This is a genomic window from Rhodopseudomonas palustris, assembly GCF_003591005.1.
Lineage (GTDB): Bacteria > Pseudomonadota > Alphaproteobacteria > Rhizobiales > Xanthobacteraceae > Rhodopseudomonas > Rhodopseudomonas palustris_K.
On sequence record NZ_QYYD01000024.1, the window covers coordinates 72,568 to 84,006 of the forward strand.

10 protein-coding genes are annotated in these 11,439 nt (G+C 63.7%); 4 read left to right on the forward strand and 6 right to left on the reverse strand.

The window, feature by feature from the left end; all coding sequences use genetic code 11:
• Positions 1-366: 366 nt before the first annotated feature.
• The gene (locus tag D4Q52_RS20795) at positions 367-774 is read right to left on the reverse strand and encodes an ester cyclase (RefSeq protein WP_119858486.1); all 408 of its coding nucleotides are present in this window, start codon (positions 772-774) and stop codon (positions 367-369) included.
• A gap of 30 nt (positions 775-804) precedes the next feature.
• Entirely contained in the window at positions 805-2,055 is a 1,251-nt protein-coding gene (locus tag D4Q52_RS20800; protein ID WP_119858487.1) for an MFS transporter, read from the reverse strand.
• A gap of 209 nt (positions 2,056-2,264) precedes the next feature.
• On the opposite strand from D4Q52_RS20800, the gene D4Q52_RS20805 reads away from it, so the two are divergent.
• The 3 genes from D4Q52_RS20805 (at position 2,265) to D4Q52_RS20815 (ending at position 5,831) form a co-directional block, all read left to right on the forward strand.
• Complete coding sequence (locus D4Q52_RS20805) at positions 2,265-2,972, forward strand: methyltransferase domain-containing protein (protein WP_119858488.1); 708 nt, start codon at positions 2,265-2,267, stop codon at positions 2,970-2,972.
• 215 nt (positions 2,973-3,187) lie between these two features.
• Positions 3,188-5,317 carry a flagellar biosynthesis protein FlhA gene (gene flhA / locus D4Q52_RS20810; protein WP_119858489.1) on the forward strand — a complete coding sequence of 710 codons (2,130 nt, stop codon included), beginning with the start codon at positions 3,188-3,190 and terminating at the stop codon, positions 5,315-5,317.
• 313 nt (positions 5,318-5,630) lie between these two features.
• Entirely contained in the window at positions 5,631-5,831 is a 201-nt protein-coding gene (locus tag D4Q52_RS20815; protein WP_119858490.1) for a hypothetical protein, read from the forward strand.
• A gap of 191 nt (positions 5,832-6,022) precedes the next feature.
• Here D4Q52_RS20815 and D4Q52_RS20820 read toward each other — a convergent pair whose 3' ends face one another.
• The 4 genes from D4Q52_RS20820 to fliI form a co-directional block, all read right to left on the reverse strand.
• Complete coding sequence (locus D4Q52_RS20820) at positions 6,023-6,937, reverse strand: anti-sigma factor (RefSeq protein ID WP_119858491.1); 915 nt, start codon at positions 6,935-6,937, stop codon at positions 6,023-6,025.
• Positions 6,937-7,485: a sigma-70 family RNA polymerase sigma factor gene (locus D4Q52_RS20825; RefSeq protein WP_119858492.1), complete on the reverse strand. Its 549-nt coding sequence runs from the start codon at positions 7,483-7,485 to the stop codon at positions 6,937-6,939. The genes D4Q52_RS20820 and D4Q52_RS20825 overlap by 1 nt, the downstream gene beginning before the upstream one ends.
• A gap of 180 nt (positions 7,486-7,665) precedes the next feature.
• On the reverse strand, positions 7,666-8,085 hold the full coding sequence (fliJ, locus tag D4Q52_RS20830; protein ID WP_119858493.1) for a flagellar export protein FliJ: 420 nt from the start codon (positions 8,083-8,085) through the stop codon (positions 7,666-7,668).
• A 108-nt stretch (positions 8,086-8,193) separates the two neighbouring features.
• Complete coding sequence (fliI, locus tag D4Q52_RS20835) at positions 8,194-9,519, reverse strand: flagellar protein export ATPase FliI (protein WP_119858494.1); 1,326 nt, start codon at positions 9,517-9,519, stop codon at positions 8,194-8,196.
• Positions 9,520-9,887: 368 nt separating this feature from the next.
• Between fliI and ctrA the strand changes: the two genes are divergently transcribed.
• Positions 9,888-10,589, forward strand: coding sequence for a response regulator transcription factor CtrA (ctrA, locus tag D4Q52_RS20840; RefSeq protein ID WP_011442789.1), 702 nt, complete (start codon positions 9,888-9,890; stop codon positions 10,587-10,589).
• The last annotated feature ends 850 nt before the right edge of the window (positions 10,590-11,439 follow it).

Genomic DNA, 11,439 nt, shown 5'->3' on the forward strand with positions numbered 1-11,439 from the left:
ATTAGAGTAGTTGACGAAAGCATACGCGATCCAATACTCGCGGAATTCATATTGAATGGACGGGGAGACAGCTCAGATTTTCTCGGAGCATCAGAAGCTCACGATATCACAAATGACATGCATCGTATAGCTTACCATATAGTAAGCCGGCCGGGCAGTGACCCGGTCGGACTTTTGACTACGGTCGAGCTATTTGCATTCCTACCTTCCCCATCATACAAGGTACTAATTAGACCCAATACACTTACATCAACTACGAACCAGAATCATTGAATACTTGTATCCGACGCAAATGCAGAATCACTAACCGCCTTAGGAACCTAGGTCGTAGATTAATGTCTTAACTTGAGCTGCAGCATCTCGCGGTCAGCCTGCCTCGCCTCCTCCGTCCAACTGCCCCTCCACCGCCGCCTTGTCGATCACCGACCAGACCTCTGCAATCTTGCCGGCACGGATCTCGTAGAACACATTCTCGGCGAATTGGATGCGGCGGCCGTTCACCGGTAGGCCGAGGAAGCTGCCGGCCGGGGTGCAGTCGAACCACAGCCGGCAGGCGATGGAGTTAGCTTCGCAGACCAGCAGCGCGACCTCGAAGCGGAGATCGGGGATGTCGCGGACGTCCTGCTCCAGCATCGCGCGATAGCCGGCGAGGCCGAGGGCGCGGCCATTGTGGCGCACGTCCTCGGCGACGAAGCGGCCGAGCGCCGGCCAGTCGCGGCGGTTGAGGCAGGCGATGTAGTCGCGGTAGAAGCCGGCGAGATCCGGACTGGTCATTGCTGCACTCCACATTGCCGTGAGCAACGCTTATGCCACCGCCACCCGCGCTCCACTCCTTCGCCGCCGCGACCGCAGCCACAGCGCGGTGACGATGGTGACGTTGACGGCGTTCCAGGCGAGGCCGTTGAGGAAGGCGGCGGCGTAGGAGCCGGTGGCGTCGAAGATTACGCCGGAGATCCAGCCGCCGAGCGACATGCCGATCACCGACGCCAGGATGACGAGGCCGACGCGAGTGGCGGCCTCACGCGCCGGCATCGCCTCGCGGACGATGATCGCATAGGCCGGCACGATGCCGCCCTGGAACAGGCCGAACATCGCCGAGATCACGTAGAGCGACGGCAGGCTGTCGAAGAACAGATAGAACAGCAGCGCCGCGCCCTGCGCCAACGCACCGATCAGCAGCGTCGGGATGCCGCCGATGCGATCGGCCAGATAGCCAGAGCCGATCCGGCTGACGATGCCGAACGCCAGCATCAGCGACAGCATCTCGGCGCCGCGGGCGACGCCGTAGCCGAGATCGCCGCAATAGGCGACGATGTGCACCTGCGGCATCGCCATCGCCACGCAGCAGGCGATCGACGCGACGCACAGAATCACCGTCAATGTGTTGGTGGGTAGTTGCAGGTCGATGCGCGGCGCCGGGGCCGCGGCGGCAACTTGCGGCGCGGACGCGCGCATCCGGGCACGCAGCACCAGCAGCACCAGCGTCATGGCCACAACGCAGAACGCACCGATCGCCAGATGCGTGGCGCGCCAGCCATAGGTTTGCGTGCTCCAGTTGACCAGCGGAGGCCAAATCGCGCCTCCGAGATAATTGCCCGAGGCGGAGATCGTGACCGCGAGGCCGCGATAGCGCTCGAACCAGTGCGACACCGCGGCCATCAGCGGCCCGAACGTCGCCGAGGCGCCGACGCCGATCACGAGATGCATCAGGTTGAACTGCCACTGCGCGCCCGACAGCGCGGCGCCCGCATAGCCGGCCCCGATCAGCAGCACGCCGCTGCCGATCGCCGCGACGATGCCGAACCGGTCGGTCAGCTTGCCGGTGACGACGCCGCCGAGCCCGAAGCCGAGCATCGCCATGGTGAAGGCCAGCGACGCCGCGCCGCGGCTGGCGCCAAACTCGGCCTGCACCACCGGCAGCACCACCACGACCGACCACATCCCGACGCTGCCGATCGAGCCAATGACCAGCGCCAGCGCCAGCCTGATCCAGGCCTGGCGCGAGTCGAGCACGAATGCCGGCCTTGGGCCGGTCGTTGATAAAGGCGTTTCCACGCCGCAACTTTGCCGCGGGGCGCCGGCCGGTCAAGAGCCGCCAGCGGTGCCCCTCTATGCAGCGAGCCGGGCGGCTTGCGGTGGGACGAGATTGTGTGGCTTCGTCCGGACGGATGACCGCAACATCCGACACCTCGGACACGCGGGTCGCCTAACCAGCGAATAGCGGTTGGCACCTCCGTCAGCATCGTGAAGTTGAAGGGACCGTAATGGGTAAGTTCGAGAATATGCTGGGTGAGATCGACTTGAGCACGTCGACCGGCCTCGAGTTCGGTCCACTGACGTCGCCGATGGTGCAGAAGAGCCAGAGCAATATCTTCTACATCGATCACGATACGACCGAAGGGATCAGGCAGAAATACAAGGACGACGCCAATGTCGATTGCGACGCGATCGTGCCGATCGACTTCGTCTATCACAGCGATCTGTCGCAGAGCGTCAACGGACTGAAGTTCGACTACATCGTCGCGTCGCACGTGTTCGAGCACGTTCCGAACCCGATCAAATGGCTCAATGAGTGCGCGGCGGTGCTGAATCCCGGGGGCACCTTGTGTCTGGCGCTTCCCGACAAGCGGGTGACGTTCGATCGGCCCCGGCAGATCACCCAGCTATCGGAATGGGTCGGGGCTTTGCTCGACCGGCGCGAACGTCCAAGTCCGGCGTCCGTCTTCGAGGCCGCCCGCAGCGCCCTGATCGAAGCGGGGTTGCCGCCGTCCAGATGGCCGTTCGACCACGCCGCCGAAAGCCTCGAGCGCTATATCGACGTCCATTGCACCATCTGCACGCTGGAGTCGTTCACCGGATTGATCGACGCCAGCCGCGATTTGGGGCTCCAGCCATTCAGCATCGCTGCCGCCTTTGACACGGAGCCACAGTCGATCGAGTTTCAAGCACGATTGAGGCTGCCGGGGGTCTGATCCGTAGCAGCTTGGCCAGCCCCCTTGGCCGCCCGGACACAAATCTAACCCTGTTAACCCTTTCCTAACCATAAACCCGGCAAAAATTGCCGAGTGATGGTGTCGTCGACCGCTGCCCCGGCAAAGGCCGGGGTGCCGCGGGGCCTCACCGGCCGGCGCCTATCTCGCAGCAGACGCCGGGCGATCAGAGGCCGATACGGCGGGAAGAGGCGGACATGACGGATACCACGGTCGGCCCGGGCACCGGCAGCGGTCTTCCCAGCGTCAAAGACATCGTCACGATGCTGAAGCGCGGCGATCTCGCGCTCGCGTTCGGCGTACTCACCATCCTGGTCGTTCTGATCCTGCCGCTGCCGGCGATCGTGCTCGACCTGTTTCTCGCGATCTCGATCACGCTGTCGATTCTGATCCTGATGACGGCGCTGTTCATTCAGGCGCCGCTGGAATTCTCGTCGTTCCCGACCGTGCTGCTGATCTCGACCATGCTGCGGCTGTCGCTCAACATGGCCTCGACCCGGCTCATCCTGTCGCACGGCCACGAGGGCACTGCCGCCGCCGGCCACGTCATCGAGGCGTTCGGCAACTTTGTGATGGGCGGCAATTTCGTGATCGGGATCATCGTGTTCACGATCCTGATCATCGTCAACTTCGTGGTCATCACCAAGGGTTCGGGCCGTATCGCCGAAGTCGCGGCGCGGTTCCAGCTCGACTCGATGCCCGGCAAGCAGATGGCGATTGACGCCGACCTGTCCGCCGGCCTGATCGACGAAGCCACCGCCAAGACGCGGCGCAAGGAGCTCGAGGACGAGAGCGGTTTCTTCGGCGCCATGGACGGCGCCTCGAAGTTCGTCCGCGGTGACGCCATCGCAGGCCTGCTGGTGGTGTTCATCAATGTCATCGGCGGCATCATCATCGGCGTCGCCCAGCAGGGCCTGTCGTTCGCCGAAGCCGGCCACACCTATACGCTGCTGACGGTCGGCGACGGCCTGGTCACCCAGGTGCCGGCGCTGATCGTCTCGACCGCCGCGGGCCTGCTGGTGTCGAAGGCCGGCATCTCCGGCTCCGCCGACAAGGCGCTGATGGGCCAGCTGTCCGGCTATCCGCAGGCGCTCGGCATGGCGGCCGGCGTGATGCTGGTGCTGGCCGCGCTGCCCGGCATCCCGACCCTGCCATTTTTGGCGCTCGGCGGCGGCGCGGCGTGGCTGGCCGTCAAGGCGAGCCGGCGCAAGACCGAAACCAAGGCGGCAGCGGATGTGGCCGCCGCGCAGTCGCCCGCCGGATTGGCGGCCGCCGCAGCCGCGGCTGCCGAGGAGCCGATCAGCGCGGCGCTGAAGATCGACGACCTCAAGATCGAGCTCGGCTACGCGCTGCTGCCGCTGGTCAACGGCCCCGACGGTCAGGACCGCCTCACCGAGCAGATCAAGGCGCTGCGCCGCTCGCTGGCGATCGAGATGGGCTTCGTGATGCCGGCGGTGCGCATCCTCGACAACGTCCAGCTCGAAGCCAACACCTACGTCATCAAGATCAAGGAGGTCGACGCCGGTACCGGCCGGATCTGGCCGAACCAGTTCATGGTGATGGACCCGAACGGCGACCATGTGACCGTGCCGGGCATCCACACCACCGAGCCGACCTTCGGCCTGCCGGCGACCTGGGTGGACGCTGCGTTCAAGGAGGAGGCGTCGCTCAAGGGCTACACCGTGGTGGACGCCGCCACGGTGCTGTCGACGCATCTGACCGAACTGCTCAAGGGCAACATGTCGGACCTGCTGTCGTACGGCGAGACGCAGAAGCTGCTGAAGGATCTGCCCGCCGAACAGGCCGAACTGGTCAAGGACATCGTGCCGGGCCAGATCACCGTGTCGGGCATCCAGCGCGTGCTGCAGCTGCTGCTTGCCGAGCGGATTTCGATCCGCGACCTGTCGACCATCCTCGAAGGTATCGCCGACGCCCTCGCGTTCTCGCGCAACCCATCGTCGATCGTCGAGCACGTCCGCGCCCGACTGGCGCGGCAGATCTGCGCGCAGAACACCTCGTACAACGGCTACCTGCCGCTGATCGCGCTGTCGGCGAAATGGGAGCAAGCGTTCGCCGAATCGATCGTCGGCCAGGGCGACGAGCGCAGCTTGGCGATGGCGCCGTCGAAACTGTCGGAGTTCATGACGGCCGTGCGCGACAAGTTTGAACAGGCTGCGCGCGAGGGCGAGGCACCGGTGCTGGTCACCTCCTCGGCGATCCGGCCGTTCGTGCGCTCGCTGGTGGAACGCTTCCGGGCGCAGACCACGGTGTTATCGCAGGCTGAAATCCATCCCCGCGCTCGACTGAAGACGGTGGGGAGTGTCTGATTCGGCGAGCCCGCCGCCGGGCGCGACATTTCCGTCACATTCAAGCGGAACAAGCACGGGCGGATTGATCGAAGGTAAACGACGCCAGATTGTCCGAGCGCCTCGAATTTGGCCTATTACACTGACCTTTCACATCTTTTTCGGTCGTTCGCAGGTGCACCCTCGCGACCGTTCAAGTCTTATCACCGGCTTGTGATCGAATATTGGGAACGGGATCGCGATGGACTACGTTTGTTCGGCGAGATGTTTGAACCTGCTTCGGGACTGCAACTACCAATCTTCGAAGCCGGAGACGGACACCAGGAGGCTGATCATGAACCATTCGATCTATAGCGCCGATCGTTCGACCCACCTGAAGGTGGTCGTGGTTGCGCTGGTCGCTGGTATCGCCGTGGCCGGTCTCGGAATTTCGGCACGTCTAGGCTCGAGCGATAGCTACACCCAGACGGCGCGCGTGATCAAAGCCGACAAGCCGGTTTTGGTGACCACAACGACGAATACCGCCATTCGCTGAATTTTGCCCGAATTGCATTCACGCGCCGCCTGACAAAGCCCCCAGGCCCCTCGCGTGTGATGCAGCGATCCACTCGCCCCAAGTGGATTGCCCAGAAAGCGCCCGCTCCCCACGGGCGCTTTCTCCTTTTCTGAAGCGATTTTCGACGGACTGATTGCAGCGTCATTGCGAGCCCAACGACGGAGTAAGTCCTATTGCTTCGGACGCACCGGCATCGGGGGCATGCTTTCGACCAGCTTGCCGGAGTACACGATGGGACCGGTGGCGACGCCAGTGGGTGAGCCGCCTTCGGGCTCGATCGTTACCGCGTAGGTCGCTTTGCTGACCATCTCGGGGTCGTACGACGCCATCGCCGGATTCATCGTGAAGTCGTGGCTGCCGATCACGCCGAGCGAACGCGGCTTTTGCAGCTTGTCGGACACCAGCCACAATTCGTAGCTCTTGCCGGGCTCCGGAGTCGCCGCCACGCGGCGCACCATGAACATCTTGTTGGCCGGGTCGACGGTGAGAATGAAGGCAGGCGAATTGCCGTCCTGCTGCAACACCGCGACGTACTGCGCCGGCACCGCCGCCGGCGGCGTCTCAACCTTCACGATCTGCGTGCGGATCGGCGGCCGCAGTCCATTCGGCAGCAGATCGGGCTGATACAGCTGGGCGCCAAGGATCAGCGCCAGCGACGCCGCCACGGCGCCAGCCACGCCGGCGACACGCTTCCAGACATAGGTCTGCTTGGCGAAACGAACGACCCGCATCGATTCCGGGCTGAGGCCGGAGCCCGTATCGTTGGCGGGCGTCGGCGGCACCATCGTGGCATCGGTCTTGGGGTCAGCTTCGACGGCAACAGCCGGCGCGGCCGGCAGCGCGAACGCCTGCTGCTCGCTGGACTCGTTGATCGCCGCCTTGATCCGCTCCCACACCTGCGGCGACGGCTCGACGCCGCCGACCATCTGGTTGAGCACGCTCAGCCTGATTTCCCACGACTCGACGACGGCCGCGTAGTCCTTGTCGGCGACCATCATGGCCTCGACCTGCGCCCGCTCGTCGGCATCGAGGGTGCCGAGCGCGTATTCCGCGGCGAGCGCGATATGGTCTTCGCTCATGGCCATCAGACGAGTCCCAAACACTCCCGAACATCGAGCAGACTGCGGCGAAGCCAGGTCTTGACCGTGTTCACCGGCGCATCGAACTTCGCCGCGAGTTGGTCGCGGCTCCAACCATTGTAGTAAGCGAGCAGCACGAGTTTCTGGCGGTCCGGCTCAAGCCGGCCGACGCATTCGAGCAGTCGCTTCAATTCTTCGGTCATCTCGCGGCGCGCCAGCGGGTCCGGCGAATCGGCAGCGGCCTCCTGTGCGGACGGCTCGTCCTCGATTGAGACTTCACTGCGCTTGCGCGCGACGTCGATCGCCCGGTTACGCGCAATCGACGCCATCCAGGTGATCGGAGAAGCAACGCCAGGATTGAACGTTCCTGCGCTGTTCCAGATCTTGACGTAAGCTTCCTGGACGACTTCTTCCGCGAGATCCTGACGTCTCAATATACGGAGCACCACGCCGTAGAGTTTCGCGCGCGTGGCATTGTAGAGCCGCTCGAAGGCCGCCTGGTCCCCCTTGGCCACAGCGGCGATCAGCCAGACCAGCTCAGCCGACGTCAGCATTCAGTCTCCACCCCGGCCGCCGTGCGCCGTCCCGGTCGCTTCGACCGATTGGCTCGGCCGTTGGCAACATATCGTGCGTCGCGGTGATCCGCCACGGCGCGAACGTCGCTCTTGTGGATACCCCACGCGAAAAAGCCCGGGGTGTGGCCCGGGCTTCGCGGCTTTCCCGATGAGAGGCCGTCAGGCGATCGCGCCGAGCCGGGAGCGCATCAGGCCAATGCTGTCCATGTCGGCCTGCTCGCGTGCGCTTTCCTCGGCCCGTTCGCGCGCCTGGTCGCGCTCGTCGAGCAACTCGACCTTCTTCAGTTCGTCGAAGGCTTCCGACAGTTGCGCCCGGGCGTCTTCGAGTTGCACCCGCAGCTCATCCGCAGATCGGGTAAGATTTTCGCGGCGCTGGATCGCGGCCTTGGCGTAGGTCGGATAGGCGAAATGGGTGGGATCGCTAATGCCGGCACGCTCCTGCTCGGTCTGGATTTCGCGCTCGAGATCCACCGACATGCGCTGAAAGTCTGCGATCATTCCCTCGATCTGGGCCACTCGCCTGCGCCGCTCATCGACCTGAAACTTCTTCAAGCGGATCAGCGTGTCACGTGACTTCATCGACTCGTACTCCCCAGAAGTCCCGATTCAACGCGGGACGTTGCCGGCATGCCACGAGGGGCCAACCGGCAAAACGATTGACGTGCCAAGGATGATGACGTGACAAAGTTAGCGTTCCGTTTCCACGGACTTCAGGATCTGGTCTAGTTGGGCATAACCTGAGGATAGGCTGGTCGCCTCGTCCTTGCGCTGGCTCAGAAATGCCTCGAGCGGCTCATGCAGCCGCACCGCCTCGTCGACTTCGGCGCTGGAGCCCGGCCGATACGCGCCGAGCCGGATCAGTTCTTCCATGTCGGCATAGGTCGCCATCACCTGGCGGGCCCGCTTGATCACCGGCAAATAGGCCGGATCGCACGACCGCGGCATAGTTCGCGACACCGACTTCAGGACGTTGATTGCGGGGTAGCGGCCTCGCTCCGCGATCGAGCGCTGCATCACGATGTGGCCGTCGAGTATGCCGCGCACCGCGTCGGCGACCGGCTCGTTGTGGTCGTCGCCGTCGACCAGGACGGTGAAGATGCCGCTGATGGTGCCCTCCCCGAGCCCCGGCCCGGCCCGCTCCAGCAGCTTGGGCAACTCGGTGAACACCGTCGGCGTATAACCTTTCGCCGTCGGCGGCTCCCCCGCAGAGAGACCGATCTCACGCTGCGCCATGGCGAAACGCGTCACCGAATCCATCAGGCAGAGCACGTCTTTATCTTCATCGCGAAAATACTCGGCGATCGACAGCGTCAAATAGGCGGCCTGCCGGCGCATCAGCGCCGGCTCGTCTGACGTCGCGATGACAACGACCGAGCGGGCCAGCCCCTCTTCACCGAGATCGTCCTGCAGGAATTCCTGGACCTCGCGGCCACGTTCGCCGATCAGGCCGATCACCGACACCGCGGCATCGACGTTGCGCGCCAGCATCGACAGCAACACCGACTTGCCGACGCCGGAACCGGCGAAGATGCCCATGCGCTGACCGCGGCAACAGGTGAGAAAGGTGTTGAGCGCCCGCACCCCGAGATCCAGCGGCACGCCCACGCGCTTGCGCGAATGCGCCGGGGGCGGCGAATTGCGGAAAGCCATCGGCGACGGCCCCTGCGGCAGCGGCCCCTTGCCGTCGATCGGCTCGCCCAAAGCATTAACGACGCGGCCAAGCCACGCCTCGCACGGCCGCACCTGCGCGGCCGAATTGGCGATCACCGCGCGGCAGCCGCGGCGAACGCCTTCGAGCCCGGCGAACGGCATCACCATCGCGTTGTTGCCGGTGAAACCGATCACCTCACACGGAATGGTCCGACTTCCGCCCGTTTCCACGACGATTCTCGCGCCGACCGACATCGCATGGATCGGCCCGGCGATCTCGACCATCAGTCCACGAACACCGACGACACGGCCGTAGATGTTGACGCCGTCCAGATCGCTGATCTGTTCCGCCAGGGCCTTCATTGCGAAAACCTTAAGTTTGTGCGGACCCTCGATGTCACCTTAACTTCGTGTTTACCCGCATCGTTAATCATTGCGTCACTGTCTTTGGTGGCTGAACGTGCTCGCCCGTCAGAACGAAGGGTGAGTCGCGGGAGTCGGTTGACGCTGACTCTTAATGTGAAACTTGAAGAGGCCGGATAACGAAAAGCTGCTTCCGCGCAACACCTTAAGTCGATTCTGCAAAAATTGCACGAACAGACCTTGCGGACCGGAATCAGGATTTGTTAACCATACCTCGTCAGGATCCGAATCAGTTGTTCAGAGGCGTTTCCAGTGCCGCAGGTAGTGCGGACGCCTGACGCCCGGAGCGGCGCTATAAGGGGACTGGCATGCGCGTATTGCTGATTGAAGATGACAGCGCAACCGCGCAGTCGATCGAATTGATGCTCAAATCCGAGAGTTTCAATGTCTACACGACAGATCTCGGTGAAGAAGGCGTCGACCTCGGCAAATTGTACGACTACGACATCATCCTGCTCGATCTGAACCTGCCGGACATGTCCGGCTACGATGTTCTCAAGCAGCTGCGCGTTTCCAAGATCAAGACTCCGATCCTGATCCTGTCCGGCCTCGCCGGCATCGAGGACAAGGTGAAGGGTCTCGGCGTCGGCGCCGACGACTACATGACCAAGCCGTTCCACAAGGACGAGCTGGTCGCCCGCATCCACGCTATCGTTCGCCGCTCGAAGGGCCATGCCCAGTCGGTGATCCAGACCGGCGACCTCGTCGTCAATCTCGACACCAAGACGGTCGAAGTCGGTGGCCAGCGCGTGCATCTGACCGGCAAGGAATATCAGATGCTGGAGCTGCTCAGCTTGCGCAAGGGCACCACGCTGACCAAGGAAATGTTCCTCAACCATCTCTACGGGGGCATGGACGAGCCCGAGCTGAAGATCATCGACGTCTTCATCTGCAAGCTGCGCAAGAAGCTGGCTAACGCTTCCGACGGCCGCAACTTCATCGAGACGGTGTGGGGCCGCGGCTACGTGCTGCGCGAGCCGACCGAAGACGACGTCCGCATCCCGGCCTGATTGCCTTCTACTGAGTGCGCCTCGCGCTCACCCGAGAGCCTCCAGCCCCGCCAGTAATGGCGGGGTTTTTGTTTGGCGCGTCCTCTCCCCGTCATTCCGGGCGCGCGCCCTTTGCGCGAACCCGGAATCTCGAAGTTGGGGAAACGACGGAGTCGCAGAACGTTGCGAGATTCCGGGTTCGCGAACTACGTTCGCGCCCCGGAATGACAGCGCTTGGGGCTGGCGCGTGTTGACCGATGGGCCTCGACGCTTTAAGCGCCCTCTCCCCCTCCCCGCAACGTCATTCCGGGGCGCGCGCTCTTTGCGCGCGAACCCGGAATCTCAAAGTCGGGGAAACGACAGAGTCGCAGAACGTTGCGAGATTCCGGGTTCGCGAACTACGTTCGCGCCCCGGAATGACGGTGCTTGTGGCTGGCGCGTGTTGACCGATGTGCCTCGACGCTTTAAGCGCCCTCTCCCCCTCCCCGCAACGTCATTCCGGGGCGCGCGCTCTTGCGCGCGAACCCGGAATCTCGAAGTCGGGGAAACGACGGAGTCGCAGAACGTTGCGAGATTCCGGGTTCGCGAACTGCGTTCGCGCCCCGGAATGACAGCGCTTGGGGCTGGCGCGTGTTGACCGATGTGCCTCGACGCTCCAAGCGCCCTCTTCCCTCCCCCGCGACGTCATTCCGGGGCGCGCGCTCTTGCGCGCGAACCCGGAATCTCGAAGTCGGGGAAACGACGGAGCCGCAGAACGTTGCGAGATTCCGGGTTCGCGAACTGCGTTCGCGCCCCGGAATGATGGGGTGGACGGCCCCCGAACGGCATCGATGTGCCAGACTGAGGTTGTCGTAACTTCAGACGAGGGAGC

Coding starts and splice junctions, on each gene's coding strand:
- D4Q52_RS20825 (WP_119858492.1), bottom strand. CDS start 7,485: ATGCTGACGTCGGCTGAGCTGGTCTGGCTGATCGCCGCTGTGGCCAAG.
- D4Q52_RS20795 (WP_119858486.1), bottom strand. CDS start 774: ATGACCAGTCCGGATCTCGCCGGCTTCTACCGCGACTACATCGCCTGC.
- ctrA (WP_011442789.1), top strand. CDS start 9,888: ATGCGCGTATTGCTGATTGAAGATGACAGCGCAACCGCGCAGTCGATC.
- D4Q52_RS20820 (WP_119858491.1), bottom strand. CDS start 6,937: ATGGCCATGAGCGAAGACCATATCGCGCTCGCCGCGGAATACGCGCTC.
- D4Q52_RS20805 (WP_119858488.1), top strand. CDS start 2,265: ATGGGTAAGTTCGAGAATATGCTGGGTGAGATCGACTTGAGCACGTCG.
- flhA (WP_119858489.1), top strand. CDS start 3,188: ATGACGGATACCACGGTCGGCCCGGGCACCGGCAGCGGTCTTCCCAGC.
- fliI (WP_119858494.1), bottom strand. CDS start 9,519: ATGAAGGCCCTGGCGGAACAGATCAGCGATCTGGACGGCGTCAACATC.
- fliJ (WP_119858493.1), bottom strand. CDS start 8,085: ATGAAGTCACGTGACACGCTGATCCGCTTGAAGAAGTTTCAGGTCGAT.
- D4Q52_RS20815 (WP_119858490.1), top strand. CDS start 5,631: ATGAACCATTCGATCTATAGCGCCGATCGTTCGACCCACCTGAAGGTG.